19 protein-coding genes are annotated in these 24,754 nt (G+C 66.4%); 5 read left to right on the forward strand and 14 right to left on the reverse strand.

The genetic code is table 11. The features are described 5' to 3' along the window. Nucleotides 1–63: 63 nt before the first annotated feature. Nucleotides 64–2,199: a SulP family inorganic anion transporter gene (locus tag ASE52_RS19540; RefSeq protein ID WP_057228622.1), complete on the reverse strand. Its 2,136-nt coding sequence runs from the start codon at nt 2,197–2,199 to the stop codon at nt 64–66. 167 nt (nt 2,200–2,366) lie between these two features. Continuing rightward, nucleotides 2,367–3,239 (reverse strand): neutral zinc metallopeptidase, encoded by an 873-nt coding sequence (locus tag ASE52_RS19545; protein WP_057228624.1) that lies wholly within the window; start codon nt 3,237–3,239, stop codon nt 2,367–2,369. Nucleotides 3,240–3,387: 148 nt separating this feature from the next. Between ASE52_RS19545 and pcp the strand changes: the two genes are divergently transcribed. The 3 genes from pcp to ASE52_RS19560 all read left to right on the forward strand — a co-directional run bounded on the left by pcp (nt 3,388) and on the right by ASE52_RS19560 (nt 6,810). Continuing rightward, nucleotides 3,388–4,065 (forward strand): pyroglutamyl-peptidase I, encoded by a 678-nt coding sequence (gene pcp / locus ASE52_RS19550; protein ID WP_057229613.1) that lies wholly within the window; start codon nt 3,388–3,390, stop codon nt 4,063–4,065. A gap of 67 nt (nt 4,066–4,132) precedes the next feature. Then, on the forward strand, nt 4,133–5,116 hold the full coding sequence (locus tag ASE52_RS19555) for a delta(1)-pyrroline-2-carboxylate reductase family protein (RefSeq protein WP_198928139.1): 984 nt from the start codon (nt 4,133–4,135) through the stop codon (nt 5,114–5,116). Continuing rightward, complete coding sequence (locus ASE52_RS19560; protein WP_057228626.1) at nt 5,113–6,810, forward strand: diguanylate cyclase; 1,698 nt, start codon at nt 5,113–5,115, stop codon at nt 6,808–6,810. Before ASE52_RS19555 ends, ASE52_RS19560 begins: the two co-directional genes overlap by 4 nt. A gap of 71 nt (nt 6,811–6,881) precedes the next feature. Here the strand turns inward: ASE52_RS19560 and ASE52_RS19565 are convergent, their stop codons facing one another. The 12 genes from ASE52_RS19565 to ASE52_RS19620 form a co-directional block, all read right to left on the reverse strand. After that, on the reverse strand, nt 6,882–7,250 hold the full coding sequence (locus tag ASE52_RS19565) for a hypothetical protein (protein ID WP_057228627.1): 369 nt from the start codon (nt 7,248–7,250) through the stop codon (nt 6,882–6,884). Between the two features lie 116 nt (nt 7,251–7,366). After that, entirely contained in the window at nt 7,367–7,939 is a 573-nt protein-coding gene (gene dcd, locus ASE52_RS19570) for a dCTP deaminase (protein WP_010461637.1), read from the reverse strand. A gap of 81 nt (nt 7,940–8,020) precedes the next feature. Further along, entirely contained in the window at nt 8,021–9,319 is a 1,299-nt protein-coding gene (guaD, locus tag ASE52_RS19575) for a guanine deaminase (RefSeq protein ID WP_057228630.1), read from the reverse strand. A gap of 108 nt (nt 9,320–9,427) precedes the next feature. Beyond that, nucleotides 9,428–10,549 carry a BMP family ABC transporter substrate-binding protein gene (locus tag ASE52_RS19580; protein WP_057228632.1) on the reverse strand — a complete coding sequence of 374 codons (1,122 nt, stop codon included), beginning with the start codon at nt 10,547–10,549 and terminating at the stop codon, nt 9,428–9,430. Between the two features lie 112 nt (nt 10,550–10,661). Next, nucleotides 10,662–12,236: a methyl-accepting chemotaxis protein gene (locus ASE52_RS19585; RefSeq protein ID WP_057228634.1), complete on the reverse strand. Its 1,575-nt coding sequence runs from the start codon at nt 12,234–12,236 to the stop codon at nt 10,662–10,664. 276 nt (nt 12,237–12,512) lie between these two features. Next, the gene (locus ASE52_RS19590; protein WP_010461646.1) at nt 12,513–13,565 is read right to left on the reverse strand and encodes an adenosine deaminase; all 1,053 of its coding nucleotides are present in this window, start codon (nt 13,563–13,565) and stop codon (nt 12,513–12,515) included. Continuing rightward, the gene (locus ASE52_RS19595) at nt 13,565–14,545 is read right to left on the reverse strand and encodes an aromatic ring-hydroxylating dioxygenase subunit alpha (RefSeq protein WP_057228635.1); all 981 of its coding nucleotides are present in this window, start codon (nt 14,543–14,545) and stop codon (nt 13,565–13,567) included. Before ASE52_RS19595 ends, ASE52_RS19590 begins: the two co-directional genes overlap by 1 nt. 98 nt (nt 14,546–14,643) lie before the next feature. After that, nucleotides 14,644–15,810, reverse strand: coding sequence for a BMP family ABC transporter substrate-binding protein (locus ASE52_RS19600; RefSeq protein ID WP_010461648.1), 1,167 nt, complete (start codon nt 15,808–15,810; stop codon nt 14,644–14,646). 111 nt (nt 15,811–15,921) lie between these two features. Beyond that, a complete protein-coding gene (locus tag ASE52_RS19605) occupies nt 15,922–16,842 on the reverse strand; it encodes an ABC transporter permease (protein ID WP_057228637.1) in 921 nt (306 codons plus the stop codon). Beyond that, nucleotides 16,842–17,915 carry an ABC transporter permease gene (locus tag ASE52_RS19610; protein ID WP_010461650.1) on the reverse strand — a complete coding sequence of 358 codons (1,074 nt, stop codon included), beginning with the start codon at nt 17,913–17,915 and terminating at the stop codon, nt 16,842–16,844. Before ASE52_RS19610 ends, ASE52_RS19605 begins: the two co-directional genes overlap by 1 nt. Beyond that, a complete protein-coding gene (locus tag ASE52_RS19615; RefSeq protein ID WP_057228639.1) occupies nt 17,908–19,506 on the reverse strand; it encodes an ABC transporter ATP-binding protein in 1,599 nt (532 codons plus the stop codon). The genes ASE52_RS19610 and ASE52_RS19615 overlap by 8 nt, the downstream gene beginning before the upstream one ends. 79 nt (nt 19,507–19,585) lie before the next feature. Next, nucleotides 19,586–20,518 (reverse strand): LysR family transcriptional regulator, encoded by a 933-nt coding sequence (locus ASE52_RS19620; RefSeq protein ID WP_029413848.1) that lies wholly within the window; start codon nt 20,516–20,518, stop codon nt 19,586–19,588. A 191-nt stretch (nt 20,519–20,709) separates the two neighbouring features. On the opposite strand from ASE52_RS19620, the gene xdhA reads away from it, so the two are divergent. Next, entirely contained in the window at nt 20,710–22,218 is a 1,509-nt protein-coding gene (gene xdhA, locus ASE52_RS19625; protein WP_057228641.1) for a xanthine dehydrogenase small subunit, read from the forward strand. Continuing rightward, nucleotides 22,215–24,647, forward strand: coding sequence for a xanthine dehydrogenase molybdopterin binding subunit (gene xdhB, locus ASE52_RS19630; RefSeq protein ID WP_057228644.1), 2,433 nt, complete (start codon nt 22,215–22,217; stop codon nt 24,645–24,647). Before xdhA ends, xdhB begins: the two co-directional genes overlap by 4 nt. Nucleotides 24,648–24,754: the final 107 nt, after the last annotated feature.

Here is a 24,754-nt window from a genome sequence, read left to right on the forward strand (position 1 = left end):
CTATTATTTTTATAGCTATCAGCGCTTATCCATCAATCGCCAGGGGCAATTTTTATTCAAAACTTACTCCAGCACAGCCCGCAATTGGCGTGTGGTCACGGCCAGGCGCCTCGCCCCGATCTGGGCGAGGTTATTCATCACCGTGAGCGCCGCCTCGGGGTATTGCCGGGCCCAGGCATCAAAGTGCGCCCGCGACAGGCGGACCAGGTGCGCAGACCCCCGTTCAGAACCCGCACAGGCGCTGCGCGCAGCGCCGTTGAGGAACGCCATCTCGCCAAACGCCATGCCCGGCCCGACCGTGGCCAGGCGCAGCCCCTTGTCGGGCGGCCACTGGGTCACCAGCGTGACGTGGCCCGACTTCACCACCAGCAGGTCGTGGTCGGTGTCGCCCGCCCGGAACACCACCCCGTGGGGCGGCACGGCCAGGGGTTCCAGCACGGCCATCAGAGCCTCGGCCGCCGCCCGGGGCACGCCCTCGCCAATCTCACCGAGCAGATCCCTTTCTGGCCGGGCGGGGCGTTGCTCAATGGGGCGCTGCGAGAGGATGCCGGCCTCGGCCCACTCCAAGGCACGGTCCAGGTCGGCAAAGGCGCGCACGTGGTCGCCCGCATGCTCGGCGGCCATCGGGTCGAGCGCCGCTACGGCAGCAGCAATGCCCTGCTGGCCCAGGTCGCGCACCAGCGCTCGCAACTGCGCCAATGCCGTGCTGTCCCAGGCGGGCACGCGGCCCGCATCCAGAATCACCCAGCGGTGGCGCGGCTGCAGCAGCAAACGCACCTGCTCGGCCAGATGGGCCGCCACGCCGAACGACATCACGCCCTGCAGCTCAAACACCGCCACCTGGTTCATGCGCGGCACCAGCCAGGTGTCCGACCCCGCCCGGCGCAGCCGGCGTGAGCGCAGTTCGCCATCCAGCCGCACATGGCGCAGCACCTTGGCGGCGGAGTCGTGCAGCAACACAAAGGTAGCCACCACCAGACCCGCCACCAGAGCCCCCACGCCGCCCATCACGGCAAACACCAGCGCCACCAGCCAGCTCTGCGCCCAGGTCACCCGCGAGCGTTGCGCGTAACGCAGCGACCACATGAGGCCGGGCACCTGCATGAGCCCTGCCAGCACCAGCCCACCCGCCAGGCAGGCCATGGGCACCCAGTGCAGCCACCAGGCGCCCGTGACCGCCACGCCGAGCATGATGCCGGCATGCCAGCGCGGTGCATCGCGAGACGGGCCCGCCTGCGCCAACACGATGCGCGAGCGCGATGCACTGGTGGATGCGGGAATCATCCCCGCCAGCCCGCACAACACGCCCAGCAGGCTCTCGCGGCGCAAGGTCAGGTTGGCGTTGCTGCGCAGGCCATGGTCCAGCTCCAGTTCCTGGTTGAAAACCAGAATCTCGAGGCTGTTGACCAGCGCCATCAACAGCGCCAGCACCACCAGGTCCGACCCGTGCTGCTGCGCCAGTGCCATCCAGGGAACGCCCGTCCAGTCCGGCCACAGCGGGCCGGCAAACTGGCTGGGCTGCACGGCGGCAGCGAACACATCCCCCAGCCCACCACCCCACAGCCCCGCCACCGCCACGGCCAACGCCACCAGGACCACGGCCGACAGCAGCCCCGGCATCCGGGGCCAGCGCCAGCGCAGCCCCCAGGCCAGCCCCACCACGGCCGCCGCCGCCAGCAGGTGCCAGCCGGTGCGGGCGTCCCACAGGGCGTCGGCCCCCGCACCGAAGCCGTTGCGTACCTGCCCCACCACCATCGACAACCCCACCCCGGCCGCAAAGCCATGCGTGACCGAAACGGGCAGGAACCGCGCCACCGAGGCCAGCCGCAGCACACCCAGCAGCCACTGGAAAACAAACGCCAGGGCCACCGTGGCCCCGCTCACGGCCAGCACCTGGCGCGCACTCAGGCCCAGCGCAGGGGCCGCACCATGGGCGGTGGCCAGCACGGCCGCAAACAGCAGCGCCACCACGGTCGTGGGCGCGTAGACAACACCCGCACGCGGCACCACCAGCGTCAGCAACAGGCCCGGCAAGGCCGCCGACCACAACGCCAGCGCGGCAAGGGAATGCTCGCCCGCCAGGGGCGCAAAGGCCAGCAGGCCCAGGCCCACCGCGTGGGGCACCGTGACCGCCGCAGCCGACCACGCGGCGGCCATGCCCGGCGACCGGAGAGGCTGCAGGGACTCAGCAGGGGACATCTCAGTTCTCCATAGCTCCGTAGGTCATCCACACCCCACAAAACCGGCGCGGCCCATGCCCGGGCAGCCGCGCAAGGGCCGCCCCGCCGCGCTGGCTGCGTCCCCCTGCCCGCAACGCGCAGCGTTGCGAGAGCGGGGGGAAGCCGCGAAGCGGCTCAGGGGGTGTTTCAAAGACTCCGCGCTGCGAAGGTGTCGCAGGCTTTGACGCTGCCGTTCTGCAGGCCGTTGTTGAACCAGCGCTGCCGCTGTGCGCTGGTGCCGTGGGTAAAACTTTCGGGCACCACTGCCCCGCCGCTGGACCGCTGCAGGGCGTCGTCGCCGATCTTGGCCGCTGCGTTCATGGCCTCTTCCACATCACCCTGCTCCAGGATCTTGCGCGCGTTCTGCGCATGGTGCGACCACACCCCGGCAAAGCAATCCGCCTGCAGTTCCAGCCGCACCGAGAGCGCGTTGTATTCCGCCTTGCCCACACGGCCGCGCATCTGGTCCACCTTGCCGCTGATGCCCAGCTGGTTTTGCACATGGTGACCCACCTCATGGGCAATCACATAGGCCTGGGCAAAGTCGCCCGGCGCCCCCAGGCGGTTCTTGAGGGTTTCATAAAAGCCCAGGTCGATGTAGACCTTCTGGTCCGCCGGGCAGTAGAACGGGCCCATCGCCGCCTGCCCGGTGCCACAGGCCGTGGGCGTGGCGCCACGAAACAACACCAGGCGCGGCTCCTGGTAGGTGCCACCGCCCTGGCGGAACACGGCCTGCCACACATCTTCGGTATCGGCCAGCACGGTCGAGACAAAGCGGGCCATGGTGTCGTCGGCCGGCGGGCGCTGGGCCGGCCCTTGCGACTGCACCTGTGCGGGCGGCCCCCCACCGCTGAGCAGCCCCAGGATCGTGAGCGGATTGATGCCCAGCACCCATCCACCCACCAGGGCGATGACGATGGTGCCGATGCCAATGTTGCGCCCCCCGAAAACAGGCGAACCGCCGCCACCACTGCGCCGGTCTTCCACATTGTCCGATTCGCGATTGCCTTCCCATTTCATACTGTGTCTCCAGCGCCCTCGCAGTGTGGAGGGCATGGCCGCCATGTTACGCGGCACGGGAACCTGGTGGGCCGTTTACGATGGCCCGCCTGCCCGTGCCCACAGGCGGATTTGGATTTGCACAATGGACCCCAACCTCGGCCGCCCCATGCTCCACGATGCCTCCCACTACACCCCCACCGGCGACAAGGTGATCCTGCTCACGGGCTTCGACCCCTTTGGCGGCGACGCCCTGAACCCCAGCTGGCTGGTCGCCGAGGCGCTGGACGGGCAACGCATCGCTGGCCACCGCGTGGTGGCGGCGCAACTGCCGACCGTCTTTGGCGAATCGCTGCATCAACTGCGGGCATTGGCCATTGCCCACCGGCCCGCGCTGACCGTCTGCCTGGGCCAGGCTGGTGGGCGCAGTGCGCTGTCGCTGGAGAGGGTGGGCATCAATATCAATGACGCCCGCATTCCCGACAATGTAGGTGCCCAGCCCATCGACACGCCGGTGGTGCCCGGCGGGCCTGCCGCCTACTTTGCGAGCCTGCCCCTCAAAGCCATGCTGCGTGCCGTGCAGCAAGCTGGCGTGCCCTGCGAGGTATCACAAACAGCGGGCACCTTTGTCTGCAACCATGTGCTGTACGGGCTGATGCAGATGTTGCAGGCGCACGGTGTGGGCCCGGCGGGCGCCCGTGGCGGGTTTGTGCACGTGCCCTGGCTGCCCGGGCAAGGCACGCCCCATCTGGCGCTGCGGGACATGGTGCGCGGCATCCACGCCGCCCTGTGGGCCGCTGTGCTCCACCAGAGCGACATAGCCCTCGGTGCAGGTGCTACGCACTGAATACACCGCCCGGCACCCGGGGCTTGCCCGCTCCCCACGCCCCGCCACCGCTGTGTAAAGTCGGCGAATGCCTATCACCCCTTCTTCACAGGCCCCGGGTGCGCTGAACGCTGCAGCCACTGCGGCGTGTCTGCCGTGGGATGCGCTGGCCGACGAGATCGCAGCATTGCTGCTGGACAACACGGTCTCGGTGCCTGCCCGCTCAGTGCTGTCGCTGCCCCAGGGGGGCAACCTGTTTGTCATGCCCGCCAACGACAGCCATGTGGCCATGGCCAAGCTCATCACGCTGACCCCTGCCAACACGGGCACCGGCCGCCCCGCGATCCAGGGCGATGTCGTGGTGTTTGACGTTGCCACGGGCGAACGCCGCCTGGTACTTGACGGCCCCACCATCACCGCACGGCGCACGGCGGCTGCGTCGCTGCTGGCCGCGCGGCATCTTGCGCGGGATCGGCAGGGCCCGCTGCTCATCGTGGGTGCCGGCGTGCAGGGCCTGGCCCACCTGGAGGCCTTTGTTCTGGGCCTGGGGGTGCGCGACGTGTGGGTGGCCTCGCGCAGCGCAGCCGGCGCCGAGGCCCTGGTCCGGCGGGCCCACGCGCTGGGCGTCCAGGCACGCACGGTGGCAGATGCCGACGCCGCCCTGCCGTATTGCCCGCTGATCGCTGTGTGCACCCCGGCGCACAGCGTGGTGCTGAGCGCCCCGCCACGGCCGGACGCCTTTGTGGCAGCGGTGGGGGCCTTCACCCCGGCCATGGCGGAACTGGCGCCCGCCTTCTGCCGCCATGTGGCAGCGCACGGGCATATCGTGGTGGACAGTGAAGATGCGCGCCACGAGGCGGGCGATCTGCTGCAGGCGGGTCTCGACGTGGGCACGCTGCCCACGCTGCGGGATGTTCTGCAGGGCGAGCGTGCCCCGCCCGCTGGGCCGGTGCTGTTCAAAAGCTGCGGCTGGGCAGGCTGGGACCTGGCTGCCGCCCGCCTGGCGATGCGCCTGGGCACGGGCGCGGCGCCGCCCGGGCAACCCGCCCCACCCCCACAGGCCACACCATGAGCCCGCTCCGGTTCTCGGACCACAGCCTGCGCTCGCAGATCGCGCTGGTGTTCGGCACGTTGGTGGTCGGCCTTGCGGTGCTGCTGTCACTTGCCTTTGGCGAACTGCTCAAGCTGCGCATCGAACGCGATGCCGGGTCCGCCCTGCAGGTGATTGCCGAAAACGCGGGCAAGCTGCTGGCCAACGGCCTTCTGGAGCGCAGCCGCGAGGCCGAGGTTCTGGCCGCCGCCGAGGCCGTCTGGACCAAAGGGCTCGACAGCCCCGAAGCCCACCACATGCTGGCGCGCAGCCAGGCCACCCAGCCCCACAGCGTGTGGATCGGCGTGGCCGATGCCCAGGGCATAGTGCGCACTGCCACGGGCGGCCTGCTGGTGGGCCAGAGCGTTGCAGAGCGCCCTTGGTTCAGGGAAGGCCTGCAAAAACTGCATGTGGGGGATATCCACCCGGCCAAGCTGCTGGAGCAGCTACTGGCCCCGCCACCTTCGGGCGAGCCCTACCGTTTCGTCGACTTTGCAGCGCCCATCCGCCTGGGCCCGACCACCATTGGCGTGGTGGGTATCCATGGCAGCTGGGAATGGACCCGGGAGGTCATGGAGAGCCTGACCCCACCGCGCACCGACGACCAGGCCGTGGAACTGTTCGTCTTTGACCACAAGGATGCGCTGATCTACGCCCCCGATGGCAAGACCCGGGCCCTGCAGGAAGCCGGGCAGCGCCTGCCGGTCGAGCTGGGCAGACCGCCAACTACCGACCGTACCGCGAGCCCGGCCACCGTGGCGCGGTGGATGGACGGCCGCAGCTACCTCACGGCCACCGTCGCGCTGCAGGCACGCAACAGCGCCAGCGACCTCGGGTGGCGCATTGTTGCCCGCGAGCCCGTGGAACTCGCTTTCGCCGAGGCCCACCGCACCGTGCGCACCGCGCTGGTCATCGGACTGACTGCCGCACTCCTGGCCTCGGTGCTGGCGTGGCTGGCGGCACGCCGCCTGAGCGAAGACCTGTACGCACTGGCAGATGCCGCCAGCGCCGTGGAAGCCGACAAGCCCGGCACCCGCATTCCCCAGGCGCACAGCAGCCGCGAAGTGCGCAAACTGTCCAGGGCACTGGGCCGCATGACACACCGGCTTCTGGCATCCCACGAAGCCATGGAGGAAAAAGTGCGCCTGCGCACGCTGGAACTGGAGGCCGCCAACCGCGCGTTGGACCTGCAGGCCCGCACCGATGCGCTGACCGGCCTGCTCAACCGCCGTGGTTTCGAAACGCAGATGGCGTTTGCCCTGGCGCTGGCACGGCGCAGCAGCAGGCCTTTGAGCCTGATCACGGTCGATGTGGACCACTTCAAGCGCGTGAACGACACCTATGGCCACGAAGCCGGGGACGAGGTGCTGCGCCGGCTGGCCCGCACGCTGGAGATGCGGCTGCGCAACTCGGACGTGATCGCACGGCTGGGGGGAGAAGAATTTGTGGCCCTGTTGCCCGACACCGACCTCGTGGGCGCCCAGGCCATCGCTCAGGCGCTGGTCGAAGCCATGGCCGAACAGCTCGACCCCGTGGTGGGACGCATCACCGTGAGCGCTGGTGTGGCCAGCATGCGCGGCCTGCAAGACAGCAGCATGGACATCCTGCGCCGGGGCGATGCGGCGCTCTACGAGGCCAAGGGCCAGGGCCGCAACAGGGTCTGCGTGGAGGCGTGACCGCAGCCCGTGAACGGCGGTCAGCGCACACCAGGGCCAGCTGCGTGCAGGAGCCGCGCCAAGAACCGGCTCTAAACCTCGCTGATCTCGGCCACCACGGCACAGCCCTGAGGCGCCGCAGCGTCAAAATAGGCCTGCAGCCGCAAAGCCAGCGCATTCAGGCTGTGGTCCTGCACGGCCCGCGCCACGGCCAGCTGTTCGAGCGCGTAGGGCCGGTGTCCCAGCATCATGGCGGTGTTCACGCAGTGGCCCGTGGCGGCCATCTTGAGGATGAAGGCGTTGAGCAGCTCACAGGGCCAATAGTGGGCGTGGGACACGGCGGCGGAGTGCAATGCGCCGTGGGCCGAAGCCAGGTCGCCTGTGGCCTCCCCAGGGGCATGTAGAGGAAGCGCAGCACCCCGGGCCTTGGCGGGTGCAGTCATCGCAGCAAAGGTCAGCATGGTGGACTCCGGGGCCACCGGAACCCCCGGTGGCATGACACCATGCTAAGAACCTTACCTGCGCTTGCATTTCAGCCAACGGGCTGAGGCGCTGTAGGACGCAGCCGGGCCGGTGCTCACGCCTTGGGCAAGGTGACGCCCACCTGGCCCTGGTATTTGCCACCCCGGTCGCGGTAGCTGACCTCGCACACGTCGTCCTTGTCGCTCTCGAAAAACAGCACCTGGGCACAACCCTCGCCCGCGTAGATGCGGGCCGGCAGCGGCGTGGTGTTGGAGAACTCCAGCGTCACATAGCCTTCCCATTCGGGCTCGAACGGGGTGACGTTGACGATGATGCCGCAGCGGGCATAGGTACTCTTGCCCAGGCAGATGGTGAGCACATTGCGCGGAATGCGGAAGTACTCCATCGTGCGGGCCAGCGCAAAGCTGTTGGGCGGGATGATGCAGCTGTCGCCCTCGAAATCCACAAAGCTCTTTTCATCGAAATTCTTCGGGTCCACCACCGTGCTATGGATGTTGGTGAACACCTTGAATTCGGGCGCGCAGCGGATGTCGTAGCCGTAGCTGCTGGTGCCATAGCTGATGATCTTCTTGCCCTCGGCCTCACGCACCTGGCCGGGCTCGAAGGGCTCGATCATTCCGTGCTCGGCCGCCATGCGGCGGATCCATTTGTCGCTCTTGATGCTCATAGCAGAACTCCCTGCGCTGTGGCCCAGGCAGTCGGCAAACCACCGGGCGCTATTAAATACGTAGCTGGTAGCGCTTGATGATCAAGCGCTGGAGCCGTATTTTGCTTGAGAAATCACGGTTTGCTCCACCACACGGTCATCCCCCAGCACGATCAGCGCAAACAAAAGCTCATCAAGGCTGCGCGCCTGGCCAGTCTTGCGCGCCAGCAGGGGCGTCGCCTGCGGGTTCAGCACCAGAAAATCCGCCTCGCAGCCGGGCTGCAGATTGCCCACCACCCCGGCCAGGCCCAGTGCCTTGGCCGCCCCTGCGGTGTGTTGCCACCACAGCTGCTGGGGCGACAGGCTCAGGCCCTGCTTGCTCTGCCCTTCGCGCCCCACGTAGTACGCCGCCAGCATGGTGTGGAACGGGCTGAAGCTTGTGCCGCCGCCCACATCACTCGCCAGCCCGTAGCCAAAGCCCACGCGGTCGGCACCCGCGTAGTCAAAAAAGCCGCTGCCCAGGAACAGGTTGCTGGTGGGGCTGACGGCGGCCACCGCGCCGGTGTCGCGCATCAGGGCGCGGTCGTCATCATCGAAGTGGATGCAATGCGCGTACACCGCCCGGTTGCGCATCAGGCCAAAGTCGTTATACACACCCAGATAGCTGCGCGAGGCGGGAAACAGCTCGCGAGCCCATCGGATCTCGTCGAGGTTCTCTGCCACGTGCGACTGAACCCACACATCGGGGTAGCGCGCCGCCAGCTCGCCCGCTCCGCGCAGCTGCGCAGGCGTGCTGGTGGGCGCAAAACGCGGCGTGATCGCATAGCCCAGGCGGTCCACGCCATGCCAGCGCTGGATCAGCGCTTCGGTATCGATGAGGCTTTGTTCGGTGTCGTCGCGCACACCGTCGGGCGAGTGGCGGTCCTGCAGCACCTTGCCGGTGATCAGGCGCATCTGCTGGCGCTGAGCCTCGCCAAACAGCGCATCCACCGACGTGGGGTGCGAGGTGGCAAACGCCAGCGCCGTCGTCACGCCATTGCGCAGCAGCTCGGCCAGGAAGAACGTGGCCACCTGCTCGCTGTAGCCGGATTCGACAAACCGCGACTCATGGGGAAAGGTGTAGTTCTCCAGCCAGGGCAAGAGGCCGTCGGCGGGCGAACCGATCACATCGGTCTGGGGAAAGTGGATGTGCATGTCCACAAACCCCGGCGCCAGAATGCGGCCGGGAAGCTGCGTGACGGGTTGGCCTGCATACTGCGAGCCCAGTGCCTGCCACGAACCTGCCGCCAGCACCCGCTGGCGGCCCTGGGCATCCGGGCCTGTGGCCAGCAAACCATCTTCGTCATACAGGGCGCGGCCATCGTCGGCAAAGCGCAAAAGGGCGGAACGGTATACAGGCATGGGCGCTAGCTTAGCGGGGCCCACGGGCTACAGGCATACGCCCGGGCAGATAAATACTATGGCAGCGCCACGGCAGTCCAGCACCCGGAGGCAACGCCCAGCCAGCCCTCAACGCGCCAGCTTGCCCACCACCCCCTCCACCAGCCAGTTCATCTGCAGGATCTGCGCATCGACCAGCGCCTGGCCAGCGGCAATCACCTCGTGCCCTTCGTTGTCCCGCACCGCGGCCTTGCCCGCGCGGAACGGCTGCAGCTTGCCCGCGCCAATGGCCTTCTGCGCCGCCAGCACCTCCCGCTGCACGGCCCCGGGCACCTTGCTGCCAAAGTCACCCACGCGCACCATACCCTCCCGCACACCACCCCAGAGGTTGGAGCTCTTCCAGGTGCCGTTTTGCACCGCGCGCACACGTTCGGTGTAGTAGCCGCCCCACTGGTGCGTCACGGCCACGATCTGGGCATCCGGCCCGGTGCGGCGCATGTCCGAATGGTAGGCCACGGCCATTTTGCCCCGCTCCTGTGCAGCCGCCATCACGGCCGTAGAGCCGGTGTGGAACGCGATCACGTCCACATCCTGGTTGAAAAGCGCCATGGCCGCATCGCGCTCCTTGGGTGGGTCGAACCACACGTTGAGCCACACCACTTTGACGGTGGCCTGCGGGTTGACCGAGCGCATGCCCAGCGTGAACGCGTTGATGCCCTGCAGCACTTCAGGGATGGGAAAGCCCGCCACGAAACCAGCCACGCCGGTCTTGCTCATGCGCCCTGCGGCAATACCGGCCAGATAGCGGCCCTCGTAGTACCGCGCGTTGGCCGTGGCCACGTTGGGCGCGGTCTTGTAGCCCGTGATGGACTCGAATTTCACATTCGGATAGTCCTGCGCCACCTTGAGCGTGGGCTCCATGTAGCCAAAGCTGGGCGTGAAGATGATCTGGTGGCCAGTGGCAGCCAGGTCGCGTATCACGCGCTCGGCATCGGCGCCCTCGGCCACGTTCTCGACAAAGGTGGTTTTGACGTCTTTGCCCAGGGCCGCCTCCACGGCCTTGCGGCCATCGTCGTGCTGCTTCGTCCAGCCCGCCTCGGTGATGGGCGAAACATAGACGAAACCGGCCTTGACGGGCCCGGTGCCGGGCGCTGCGGCCGTTGGCTGGGAGAAAGCGGTGGGGGTGGAAACGGCGCCGAACAGCGCACTCACACAGACCGCACGCAGTGCGGTGGCGAGGTTTTTATACATGGTAGTCCTCTACATGGTCCCGATGGCAGAAAAAGCAAAAGGCTGCCGGGACAGCAGCCTTTGCAAGGGCGGTATTGTACTCAGTGGGTCTGCGCCAGCGCTGGCGCGGTGCTCAGTGCAGTCGCAGCGTGTTCGATGGCGCGCCCAGGCGGAAGGCTCCGACCACGTCGGCCAGGCGCGACGCCTGGTCCTTGAGGCTCTCGGCAGCGGCCGTGGACTCCTCCACCAGCGCAGCGTTCTGCTGCGTCATCTGGTCCAACTGCGCCACCGCCACGTTCACCTGGCCAATGCCCAGGCTTTGCTCCGAGGCGGCCGCGCTGATTTCGCCAATGATGTCGGTCACGCGGCGCACGGAGCTGACGATCTCCCCCATGGTGGTCCCGGCGTTCTGCACCAGCGCAGCGCCCGATTCGACCTTTTCCACCGACACACCGATCAGCGTCTTGATCTCCTTAGCGGCGTTGGCCGATCGTTGGGCCAGCGAGCGCACCTCGTTGGCCACCACGGCAAAACCACGCCCCTGCTCCCCCGCTCGGGCGGCTTCCACCGCAGCATTGAGCGCCAGGATATTGGTCTGGAAGGCGATGCCGTCGATGGTGCCGATGATGTCGGCGATCTTCTTGCTGCTGGAATTGATCTCGTCCATGGTGGTCACCACCTGGGCCACCACCTCGCCACCGCGCTGCGCCACCTGCGCGGCCGACACCGCCAGCTGGTTAGCCTGTACGGCGGAATCCGCGCTCTGGCGCACGGTGCTGGTCAGTTCCTCCATCGAACTGGCGGTCTCCTGCAGGCTGCTGGCCGTCTGCTCGGTGCGCGCGCTCAGGTCCTGGTTGCCCATGGCGATTTGCGTACTGGCCGTGGAAATGCTGTCCACCACACCCCGCACCTGCTGCAGCGAGCGGTGCAGCGCGCTGCGCATGACATCCAGCGCGCGCAACAGGTGACCTGTCTCGTCGTTGGCGTAGCTGGTCTGGGGCGCACCGGTCAGGTCCATGTCGGCAATGGCTTCGGCAATCGCCTCGGCTTGGCGCAGCGGGCGAGTGATGCTGGTGGTCAGCAGCCAAGCCAGCAGGGCGCCCAGCAGCAGCGAAACACCGGTGCAGATCTGCAGCAGCAAGGTGGTCTGGGCACGCAGTTCTTCGCTGCGCTTGCCAGCTGCATCCAGCTCGACGCGCTGGCCATCCACCATTTGCTGCACACCGGCCAGGTAGCTGCGCGAAGTGGGTTCAAACCGATCGGTAAAGACCTTGTTGGCACTCTCTGCATCGCCGGCCTGCTTGAGCTTGCTCACCTCTTCCCGGGCAGCAAGATAGTCCTTGCGCAGCTCACCCACCTTGGCGAACAACTGTTTCTTTTCCGCGCTGTCCATCTTGGACTCGATGAACTTCTGAAGTTCGTTGGTGTCGCGGATCGACGCTGCCGTGGCAGGGGCGAAATACGGAATCAGGCTGGCATCACTGCTCTTGGCAATGGCGGCTGCGCGCTGCACGCCGGACGTGGTGTGACGCAGCCAGTCAGAGCCAGCGCGCTCGGTCTTGATGTTGTCGTCGACCATGGCACTGATCTCTTTGCCCAATTGGCCCAACTTGACCACGGCCACCACGCTGCTCGCAAAGAACAGCGCCAGGATCAGGCCAAGCACGAGGGTCAGGCGCTTGCCAATGGAAAATCGACTGAGAAACATGGAACGACTCCGAAAACGGGTGAGGGCAGCCATCGCGCAGGGCGATGGTGCAAAAGACAGGGAGGCTGTGGCGAAAACTTGCCTCAGGGGCAACGGCCCTAGACTATTCGAATGAATACTTATTATTTTAAGGGTTTACCCGAAACCTCGGGCAACCCGGCAGCGACGGCAGCCCCAAGCCATCGCGCTCACCCATGAAGAGCAACACCCTCAACGTAGCCGGGCTAAGGGCTCACCGCGCCCGTCGCCCACCGCCAGCGCCGCAGCGCGGCCCGCTCAATAGTCGTGTTCCACACACCGCTCAAAGGTTTCCTTGAGCTTGTGTTCCCAGATCCGCTTGTCGGCATTGCCCGCAAAACTCGCCTCGAAGCTGTTGAACGCCAGTTGGTAGGCATGCTTCGCAGTGAGGCCCGTGGCGGCGAACACCTGGGTGAAGTTCTCGTTGAGGTAGCCGCCAAAGTAGGCGGGGTCGTCCGAGTTGACCGTGGCTGCCAGCCCTGCATCCAGCAGCTTGCCCAGATTGTGGTCTGCCAGATTGGGAAACACGCACAGCTTCTGGTTGGACAAGGGGCACACGGTGAGCGCGATGCGATCCTGCGCCAGCCGCTGCATCAGGGCGGCGTCATGCACCGCCTGCACCCCGTGGTCGATGCGCTCCACCTTGAGGACATCCAGCGCGCTCCAGATGTAGGCAGGAGGGCCCTCCTCGCCCGCATGCGCCACCAGATGCAGGCCCAGCTCGCGGCAGCGCGCAAACACGCGGGCAAACTTTTCGGGAGGGTGGCCCAACTCACTCGAATCCAGCCCCACGCCAACGATCTTGTCGAGCAGCGGCTGTGCCTGCTCCAGAGTTTCGAAGGCAGACTCCTCACTGAGGTGGCGCAGGAAACACAGGATCAGCGTGGCACTGATGCCCAGTTCCCTGCGTGCATCTTCACAGGCCCGGTACAGGCCGTTGATGACCGTCTCCATGGCCACGCCGCGCGCGGTGTGGGTCTGCGGGTCGAAGAAAATCTCGGCGTGCAGCACGTTGTCGCGCGCCGCGCGCCCCAGGTAGGCGCGCGCCATGTCATAAAAGTCCTGCTCGTGCAGCAGCACGCTGGCACCGGCGTAGTAGATGTCCAGAAAACTCTGCAGGTTGGTGAACGCGTAGGCGCTGCGCAAGTCTTCCACGCTGGCATAGGGCAACACCAGCTCGTTGCGCTGCGCCAGGGCAAAGATCAGCTCGGGCTCCAGCGAGCCCTCGATATGGATGTGCAGCTCGGCCTTGGGCATGGCGCGCAGCAGACCGGGCAGGCGCTCGGCAGAAATGGGGGGCACTTTAAACATCAGCAGACTCCAAAGGTGATGCCGCTTTGGCGCAAAAAACGGCGGTAGGCAGATGATGCCTTGTCGGCAGCGGTATGCAACTCCGCGCGCAGGTCAAGCGGCAGGCACTGCGGCATCTGCGACTCCAGCACGGGTTGGTCCTGCGTGAAGATGGTGTGCTGAAAGGCCTGCAGCTTTTCGTCGGGCGAATCGAAATCTGCCACGGCCAGGCGAAACCACACGCGGCTGCGCACCGGCGTCACCGGACAGATGAACAGCGCAATGGACTCGCGCCAGCCATCCACCGCCGTGGTGCCTGCCTCGGGCACCTTGGTCAGCACAGCCGCATAGGGCGCCGTGACTTCGTAGGTGTACTCCACCTGCGCCGGGGCGGTCGAATGCAGATTGGACTGGGGCTGCCAAGCCTTGCAGCCGGTGGCCAGCAGGCCCGTGGGCGTTGGCTCCACGCGGTAGTCGTCGATGGCGGTGGCTTCACGGCTGCCCAGCCAGCCTTCGTGCACAAAGCCAAAGTGCGACATGTCCAGAAAGTTCTCGATGATGCGCGGTGCACTGGCCGCCACGTCGTAGGGTCCGCAGTTGAGCTTGCGCAGGCGCGCGTCGTCTTCGGCCGCAAATGCGGGCAACGCCGTCCCCGCCCCATCCATGCACACCCATACCAGGCCATAGGCCTCACGGGCCACAAAAGCCCGAGCGCAATGCGCAGGCGGAGGCACAAACGTGGGCAATGCGGGCACCTGGGTGCATCGCCCCCCCGCCGCAAACTGCCAGCCGTGGTAGGGGCACTCCAACCGGCCGTCCGGCGTCACGCGGCCCAGCGACAGCCGGGCACCCCGGTGCGGGCACTGGTCGGCAAATGCCTGCACCACGCCCGCAGCATCGCGCCACACCACCACCGGTTGCTCCAGCAACTGCACGGCGACGGGTGTCTGCGCCACATCGCCCACCAAAGCCACCGGATGCCACAGGCTCGGTTCGAGCATCTTCCGGCTCCTCGAAAAAGAAAGCACACCCATGAAAAAAGGGCCACCCGCAGGCGGCCCTCTCCGTGTCCAACCAGCCCGCAGGCCGGTTGGTTGATTTACTTCTTGTCGCCGCCAGGGATCTTGCCTTCCACGCCCTTGACGTAGAAGTTCACGCCCCCCAGGAACTTGTCATCGGCCACTGCGTCCTTTTCCAGCACGGGCTTGCCGTCCTGGCCCACGATGGGGCCCTTCCAGATCTGGAACGAGCCATCGGCCAGGCCCTTCTTGATGGACTCGACCTTGGCCTTGGTGTCGGCAGGCACGTCTTCGGCGATGGAGACGATGTCAATCGCACCTTCCTTCACACCCCACCAGCTTTGGCCCGTGGCCCACTTGCCTTCCAGTGCATCCTTGGTAGCCTTGACGTAGTAGGGGCCCCAATTGATGATGGCCGATGCCAGGTGGGCCTTGGGGCCGTAGGCAGTCATGTCCGAATCCCAGCCGAAGGCGCGCTTGCCCTTCTCTTGCGCCGTCTTCAGCACGGCGGGGGAGTCGGTGTTCTGGAACAGCACGTCGGCGCCGCCGTTGATCAGCGAGGTGGCCGCTTCGGTTTCCTTCGGTGGGCTGAACCATTCGTTCACCCACACCACCTTGGTCTTGATCTTGGGGTTGACCGACTGCGCACCCAGCGTGAAGCTGTTGATGTTGCGGATCACTTCAGGGATTGGCACCGAGCCGACCACGCCCAGCGTGTTGGACTTGGTCATGGCACCGGCGATCACACCGGCCATGTAGGCGCCTTCGTAGGTGCGGCTGTCATAGGTGCGCATGTTTTCGGCGGTCTTGTAGCCGGTGGCATGCTCGAACTTCACACCCTTGTTGTCTTCCGCGACCTTGAGCATCGACTCCATGTAGCCGAAGGTGGTGCCGAAGATCAGCTTGTTGCCCTGGCCCGCCAGGTCGCGCAGCACGCGCTCGGCGTCGGCCGATTCGGGCACGCTTTCGACGAAGCTCGTCACGACCTTGTCGCCAAACTCCTTCTCGATGGCCTTGCGGCCGTTGTCGTGGGCGAACGACCAGCCGCCGTCACCCACGGGGCCGACATAGGCAAAAGCGATCTTCAGTGGCTCGGGCTTGGGCGCCGGGGCTTCCACCACGGGGGCCGGTGCAGGCGCAGGGGCGGGTGCCGGTTCTTCCTTCTTGCCACAGCCCACGAGGGCGGCTGCGGCCACGGCGGACAGCGCTGCCACCTTGAGCATGGAGCGTTTCTGCAGATCAGTCATGTCGGTTTCCTTATTGAAGAGGTAAGACTTGCAAAGGTTGCGGGACGAAAACATTAATTATGGGGCGATCTACCGCTGGGTAACCAGCATTTGTGGCGGCGGCCTTCCATTTCAGCTGCCCGGATAAAACGGCTTGCCCAGCGAGGCAGGCATGTTGATGCGGATCCACGCCGGATTGCGCGAGATCAGCGCCAGCACCACGATGGTGGCCACATACGGCAGCATGCTCAGCAACTGGCTGGCCACCTGCACGCCCGTGGCCTGCAAGTGGAACTGCAGCATGGTCACGCCGCCAAACAGGTAGGCACCAAGCAACACCCGTGCCGGGCGCCAGGTAGCAAAGGTGGTGAGCGCCAGCGCAATCCAGCCGCGCCCGGCCACCATGCCTTCGACCCACAGCGGGGTGTAGACGGTGGAGATGTACGCCCCCGCCAGCCCGCACAAGGCACCGCCCACCACCACGGCCGCCAGCCGGATGCGCCGCACCGGGTAGCCCAGCGCATGGGCCGATTCGGGCGACTCGCCCACCGAACGCAGCACGAGACCGGCGCGTGAGCGGTACAGGAACCAGATCAGCCCCGCCACCAGCAGCATGGTGATGTACACCAGAGGATGCTGCTGGAACAGCGCGGGGCCGAGCAGCGGCACATCGCCCAGCACGGGAATCGCGTACTTGGGCAGCTCCGGCAGCTTGGCCTGCACATAGCTGATGCCTGCAAACGCCGAAAAGCCCACCCCGAACAGGCTGAGCGCCAGCCCCGTGGCGTACTGGTTGGTGTTGAGCCAGATCACGAGCACGCCAAAGATGGCGGCAAGAATCGCCCCGGCTGCCATGCCCGCCGCAAACCCGAGCCAGGTGTTGCCGGTGTGCACCACGGTGGCGAAACCCGCAATGGCCGCGCAAAGCATCATGCCCTCGGCACCGAGGTTGACGATGCCGGCCTTCTCATTGATCAGGAGGCCCAGGGCCGCAATGGCCAACACGGTGCCTGCGCTGAGCGTGGCGCCGATGAGCAGTGCATAAGACTCCATCAGACACCTCCTTTCTTGCTGCCGACCCAGCGCACGCGGTAGGCAATCAACGTGTCGCACGCCAGCAGCGTGAACAGCAGCAGCCCCTGGAACACGCCCGTGAGCGACTTGGGCAACCCCATGCGCGACTGCGCCAGCTCGCCACCGATGTAGAACATGCTCATGAGGATGGCCGAAAGAATCATGCCCACCGGGTGCAACCGCCCCACAAAGGCGACGATGATGGCTGCAAAGCCGTAGCCTGCCGGCACGTAGGGCGTGAGCTGGCCAATCGGCCCTGCCACCTCCAGTGCGCCTGCCAGGCCTGCCGCGCCACCGGATATCAGCAGTGCCGTCCACAACGCCTTGCGCGACGAGAAACCGGCATACCGCGCCGCCGCCGGGGCCAGGCCACCCACCTGCTGGGCAAAGCCCGCACGGGTGCGAAACAGAAACACCCACAGCGCCGCCGCGCCAGCCAACGCCAGCAAAAGGCCGATGGACACCCGCGAGCCCTGCATCAGGCGCGGGATCTGGGTCACTTTTTCGAAGGTCTTGGTCTGGGGAAAGTTGTAGCCCATGGGGTCTTTCCACGGGCCGTAGACCAGGTAGCCCAGCACCAGTGTGGCCACGTAGACCAGCATCAGGCTCACCAGGATTTCATTGGCGTTGAACTTGTCGCGCAGCAGCGCCGTGAGCCCTGCCCAGACCATGCCGCCCAGCACGCCGGCGAGCAGGATGGCGGGCACGATCCAGGGGCCGGTGGTCTTGTCGGCCAACAGGGCCATGCCCCCCGCGGTGACCGCGCCGATGACAAACTGGCCCTCTGCGCCGATGTTCCACACATTGGAGCGAAAACAGACCGCCAGCCCCAGTGCAATGAGTAGCAGCGGCGTGGCCTTGACCATGAGTTCACCGATGGCATACGGCGTCCTGACCGGCTCCCAAAAGAACACCTGCAGCCCGCGCACCGGGTCCTTGCCCAGCGCCACGAACAAGGCCACACCAATCAGCACGGTGACCGCCAGCGCCAGCAGCGGCGAGCCATAGGTCCACCAGCCAGAAGCCTGGGGACGGGGTTCCAGCTTAAGCATGCTGCGCCTCCCCGGCCTGCGCCTGTTGTTGATGCTGCTGGGCCAGGTGGGCCTGCACATCGGCATGCCACAGGCCGCTCATCCATTCGCCTATGCGTTCCACCGTGGCGTCCGCGCGTGCCACCTGCGGCGACAGGCGCCCCTTGGCCACCACATGCAGCCGGTCGCAGATTTCAAACAATTCGTCCAGCTCCTCACTGACCACCAGCACCGCGCAGCCCGCATCGCGCAATGCCAGGATCGATCCGCGAATCTGCGCGGCAGCGCCCACGTCCACGCCCCAGGTGGGTTGCGAGACGATGAGCAGTTTCGGGTTGGCGTCGATCTCGCGCCCCACGATGAACTTTTGCAGGTTGCCCCCCGACAGCGACTTGGCCGCTGCATGGGGGCCACCGGCCTTGACGTTGAAGCGCTGGATGATGGCCTCGGCATGTTTTTGCAACGCCCCCACCTTGATCCAGCCACTGCCGCTGACCGAATTGGTGCGCGTGAGCAGCAGGTTGTGCGCCAGGCCCATGGTGGGCACGGCACCGCGCCCCAGGCGCTCTTCGGGCACAAAATGCAAGCCCAGCGCCCGGCGCTGGTTGGGTGCCATGCGGCCTGCGTTCTGGCCCGAGACCTGGATGCTGGCGGGCTCGGCCCGCTGATCTTCGCCCGACAGGGCATAGAGCAATTCTTTCTGGCCATTGCCCGAGACACCGGCAATGCCCACTACTTCGCCCGCCTTCACCTCGAACTGCAGGTCGATCAAGTCCACCCCAAACTGGTCGGCGCGCGGCAGCGACAGGCCCTGCACGCGCAGCACCGTGGCGCCAGTCTGTACGGCACGGTGCTCCAGCGCGGGCGGCTCGGCGCCGATCATCAGGCGCGACAAGGACGCATTCGATTCTTCCGCCGGGTTGCACACACCCGTCACCTTGCCGCCGCGCAGGACGGTGCAGGCGGTGCACAGCGCGCGGATCTCGTGCAGCTTGTGGCTGATGTAGAGAATGCTGCAGCCCTCGCTGGCCAGCTTGCGCAACACCACAAAAAGCTTTTCGACCGCCTGGGGCGTGAGCACCGACGTGGGCTCGTCCAGGATCAGCACCTTGGGGTTGGTGAGCAGCGCGCGGATGATTTCCACACGCTGCATTTCGCCCACGCTCAGCGTGTGCACGGGGCGCAGGGGGTCGATGTCAAGGCCGTATTCGGCGGCCTTGGCGGTGATGCGGCCGGTCACTTCGGCCAGCGTCAGGCTCTTGTCCAGCCCCAGCCACACGTTCTCGGCCACCGTGAGCGTGTCGAACAGGCTGAAGTGCTGGAACACCATGGCGATGCCCAAGGCCCGCGCCTCTTGCGGGTTGCGCACCTGCACGGCCTGGCCGTTGAAGAACACGCTGCCTTCGTCGGGCTTGACCGAGCCGTAGATGATCTTCATCAGCGTGGACTTGCCCGCGCCGTTCTCGCCCAGCACGGCATGGATCTCGCCGGGCAGCACCGTGAGCGACACACCGCTGTTGGCCACCACGGCCGGGTAGCGCTTGGTAATGCCCGTCAGCTGCAACCGGGGCGGCGGCGCCCCCGGAGCGGGAGAAGTAGGAGGTGAACTCATGCGGGGATTGTCTCTCAGTTTTACAACTTGTTATAAGAATGAAAACACCTTCTTGCGCTTGTTCAGCATGCGCCAGCAGCTATTCTTTTCGTAGCGAAGCAGCCACATTCTTCACACAGTCACGCAGCCAGGCCGCGGCGGCCGAGTGGTGCGTGCGCGCATGCCAGAGCTGGTAGTACATGAGCCGGGGAAACGGCACCGGGCACGGCAGGATGGCCAGCGGCAATTGGTCTACATAACGTTCGCAATATTGGCGGCCCGTGGTCAGCACAAGCAAGCTCGATGCCACGATGCTGGGGATGAGGCTGAAATGGGCGCAGCGCGCCGTGATGTGGCGCTGCATGCCCAGGCTGTCCAGGTGGGCGTCGATCACCCCGCGAGCGCCGGGGTGGGTGGGCGTGGGGGCAATGTGCTCGGCCGCCAGCCAGCTTTCCACGTCCCAGCCGCGCCGCACGGCGGGGTGGTCCTTGCCGACCAGGCACACCACCTCGTCGCCAAACAGGCGGCCCATGTGCAGGTCGTCCGGCGGCTGGGGCCAGTTGCCGATGACCACATCCACCTCGCCCTGCGCCAGGTGCGCGTGGTAGTGCGTGTCGGCCGACAGGGGCAGGATTTCGATCGGGCACAAAGGAGCCTCGACCTTGAGGCGGGCCACCAGCTGGGGCAGGAAGAGCGGGTCCAGATAGTCGCTGGCGGCCACGCGGAAGGTGCGGGTAGAGGTGCGGGGGTCGAACCCGCGCGCATCCGAGAACAGCGCCTCGGCCGATCGCAGGATGGCACCGGCGGGCTCCACCATGCGCAGCGCGGCATCGGTGGGCATCATGCTGGCGCCGGAGCGCACCAGCAGCGGGTCGCCCGCCAGGTCGCGCAGGCGCTTGAGCGCAGCCGACACCGCCGGCTGGTGCATGCCCAGGCGGACGGCGGCCCTCGATACGCTGCGTTCAGTGAGCACGGTGTGCAAGACCCTTATGAGATGGAGGTCTATCTTGTCGAAAAGGGCGTGGTCTCTCATAGCAGTGCGTGCATTGATGTCATAAGCTTGTACTTATGCTGGCGGCCATTGGGCGCCCTACCCTCTGATGAACACGACTTGCGCAAAACAGGGCTCAGGCAAGCCGCATCGCTCCAAGGCAATGCGGCCGTTGCATCCCGATGTGCGTAAGTCCTCATGAATTGATAGCAATCGAAGAAGCGGCCTCCGTCATGACCACCCAAACCTTGCAATTCCTGCGCCGCGGCCAGCCCGTGGCGCTGGGCAATGTACCACCCGACCGCACGCTGCTGGAGGTGCTACGCGAAGACCTGGGCCACACCGGCACCAAGGAAGGCTGCGGCGAAGGCGACTGCGGCGCCTGCACCGTGGTGCTGGGCGAGGCGCGGGACGGCAAGGTGCACTACAGCGCGGTGAACAGCTGCATCCGGCTGGCACATTCGGTCCACGGCATGGCGCTGTGGACGGTGGAGGACCTGGCGGAAGACCCGTTGATCCAGCCCGTGGGCGATGCCGCTCCGGCTCCTCGTCCACCCATCACACTGCATCCCGCACAAGAGGCGATGGTTCAGTGCCACGGTTCTCAATGCGGTTTTTGCACCCCCGGTTTTGTGATGAGTCTCTTTGGGATGTACCAGAAGCATGTCTGCCACGGCCAACCCATCACCCGCGAACTGGCGCAGGAAGAACTCTCCGGCAACCTGTGCCGCTGCACTGGCTACCGCCCCATCCTGGACGCCGCGCAGCACATGGCCGCCTTGCCCGCGATGGTGGTGAATGAACCTCTTTTGCTACAAAAATTGGAGCTGCTCGCGCTTCACCATCCAGCGCCAGAGGCCAATTCTTCTTATATTTCACCCACCACACTGCCTGATCTGCTGGCCGCGCGGGCGGCACACCCTGCGGCGCAGGTGGTGGCAGGTTGCACCGACGTGGGCCTGTGGGTGACCAAGCAGCACAAGCAATACGAAAGCATCCTGGACGTGACCCGCGTGGCCGAGCTGCGGCAGGTTCAGCAGGACGCGCACCATATCACCCTCGGCGCCGCCGTCACCCTGACCGACGCCTTCGCGGCGCTGACGGCGCAGTGGCCGCAGCTGCACACCTTTGCCACGCGCTTTGCGGGCCTGCCCGTGCGCAACTCGGGCACGCTGGGCGGCAACGTGGCCAACGGCTCACCGATTGGCGACTCGATGCCGCTCTTGATCGCCCTGCGCGCCCAGGTGGTGCTGGCCAGCGTGCGCGGCGAACGCGCCATGGCGCTGGAAGACCTGTACACCGGCTACCGGCAAAACGTGATGGCGCCCGACGAGCTGCTGGTGCGCATCGTGGTGCCGCGGCCGGGTGTCACGGAAGTGCTTCGGGCTTACAAGATTTCCAAGCGCTTCGACGACGATATTTCTGCCGTCTGCCTTGTCATCAACCTCGATATCGAAGCCGACGTGGTGCGCCGCGCCAGTATCGGCGCGGGCGGCGTGGCCGCCACCCCGGCCCGCGCGCGCCAGACCGAAGCCGCGCTGGCCGGCCAGCCGTGGAACGCCGACACCATTGCCCGCGCCGCGCAAGCGCTGCAGGGCGAGTTCAACCCCATCTCGGACATGCGTGCCAGCGGTGCCTACCGCCGCACGGTGCTGGCCAGTCTGTTGCAGCGCTTCTGGCTGGAGAGCCAGGGCGAAGAGGCGGTGAGCGTAGAGAACTTCCGCCTGGAGGAAGCCGTATGAACCAGCGCGAAACCTTGCCCAGCGGCCTGCCCGTGAGCCGCGATGCCGTGGACAGCCCCGTGGCTGCTGCCGCCGATGCCCACGCTGCCGAACCCCTGGCAGCCCCGCAGCCCAGCGCGCCTGCCAGCACCCGCGCCATGGGCCAGTCGCACGTCCACGAAAGCGCCCGCGCACAGGTAGCCGGTGCGGCCCACTACATCGACGACCTGCCGGAGGTGAAGGGCACGTTGTACGCCGCGCCCATCCTCTCCACCGTGGCCCACGGCACCTTGAACGGCGTCGATGCCAGTGCCGCCCTGGCCCTGCCCGGCGTGCGCGGCGTTGTGCTGGCGGCAGACGTGCCCGGCGACAAGCTGCTGGCCGCCTTTGCGCACGACGAGCCCGTGTTTGCGCACGACACCGTGCAGCACATCGGACAGGTCATCGGCCTGGTGGTGGCCGATTCGGTGATGCAGGCGCGCCGCGCCGTGCGCGCCGTGCAGCTCGACATCACCCCACTGCCCGCAGTGCTCTCTGTGCACGACGCGCTGAAGGCCAAGAGCTACGTGCTGCCCCCCGTGTTCGTGCGCCGGGGCGACGCCGCCACGGGCCTTGCCCAATCGGCGCACCGCCTGCAGGGCGCGTTCGAGGTGGGCGGGCAAGAACACTTCTATCTGGAAGGCCAGATCGCCTACGCACTGCCGCTGGAGCAAAAGCAGTGGTGGATCTATTCCAGCACCCAGCACCCCGGCGAAGTGCAGCACTGGGTGGCGCACGCCTTGGGGCTGGACAACCACGCCGTGCGTGTGGAATGCCGGCGCATGGGCGGCGGCTTTGGCGGCAAGGAGACCCAGGCCGGCCACCTGGCCGTGTGGGCCGCCGTGGCCGCCCACAAGTTCGGCCGCGCCGTCAAGCTGCGGCTGGACCGCGATGAAGACTTCATGGTCACCGGCAAACGCCATCCCTTCGCGTACGAGTACGACGTGGGTTTTGACGACACCGGCCGCATCACGGGCCTCAAGCTCCAGATGGCGGCCAACTGCGGCTTCAGCGCGGATCTGTCGGGCCCCGTGGCCGACCGCGCCGTGTTCCACAGCGACAACGCCTACTACCTCAGCGATGTGGAAATCGCCTCGTACCGCTGCAAGACCAACACGCAGAGCCACACCGCGTTCCGGGGATTTGGCGGGCCACAGGGCGTGATCGTGATCGAGGCCATCCTGGGCGACATCGCCCGCGCGCTGGGCCGGGATGCGCAGGACGTGCGCATGGTCAACCTGTACGGCAAGGACGCATCCGACGGCCGCAATGTGACGCACTACCAGATGACGGTGGAGGACAACATCCTGCACGCACTGATGCCCCAGCTGGAACGCAACGCCGACTACCGCCAGCGCCAGGCCCGAATCACCGCGTGGAACGCGCAGCAGCCCGTGCTCAAACGAGGGCTGGCCATCACGCCTGTCAAGTTCGGCATCAGCTTCACCGCCACGCTGTTCAACCAGGCCGGCGCGCTGGTGCATGTGTACACCGACGGCAGCGTGCAGGTGAACCACGGCGGCACCGAAATGGGCCAGGGCCTGCACACCAAGGTGGCACAGATCGTGGCCGACGAGCTGGGCGTGCCGCTCTCCCGCGTGCTCGTCACCGCCAGCGACACCAGCAAGGTGCCCAATGCCAGCGCCACCGCCGCATCGAGCGGCACCGACCTGAACGGCCGTGCCGCGCAGTTCGCCGCGCGCCATGTGCGCGACAACCTGGCGGCCTATGTCTGCGGGCTCGATGGCTGCGGCGCGGGTGCGATCCAGTTCGCGGGCGGACAGGTGATCTCGCCCAAAAAAGTGCGGCAGTTCGACGATGTGGTGAAAGAGGCGTACGCCAACCGCATCCAGCTGTGGAGCGACGGCTTCTACCGCACGCCCAAGATCCACTACGACAAGGCCACGCTCACGGGCCGGCCGTTTTACTACTTTGCCTATGGTGCGGCGTGTTCCGAGGTGGTCATCGACACCCTCACCGGCGAAAGCCGCGTGCTGAAGGTGGACATCCTGCACGACGTGGGCCACAGCATCAACCCGGCCATCGACATCGGTCAGATCGAAGGCGGTTTTATCCAAGGCATGGGCTGGCTGACCACCGAGCAGCTGGTGTGGAACGAAAAGGGCACCCTGACCACGCACGCACCGAGCACCTACAAGATCCCGGCGACGGGGGACATCCCCCAACACTTCAAGGTGGAACTGTGGCCCGAGGCCAACCGGGAGGACAACGTGGGCGGCAGCAAGGCGGTGGGCGAACCACCGTTCATGTTGGCGATCAGCGTGTATGAGGCCCTGCGCAATGCCGTGGCGGCGGGGCGCTTGGGTGCGGATGCGGCGGCGCCGGTGGTGTTGACGGCGCCGGCGACTGCGGAGAATGTGCTGAAGGCCTTGGGCCGTTTGGAAAATTGAGCCCTTTCAGGCCCTGTCGCTTATTGGGAAAGCGCCATTAGCTATATTTTTTGTAGCAACCAAAGTCTCTGGCTGAAGTGACGGAGCCTGGGATTTGCCCCAGCGCC

This window comes from Acidovorax sp. Root275, assembly GCF_001428965.1.
In the GTDB taxonomy this organism is placed as follows: domain Bacteria; phylum Pseudomonadota; class Gammaproteobacteria; order Burkholderiales; family Burkholderiaceae_C; genus Acidovorax; species Acidovorax radicis.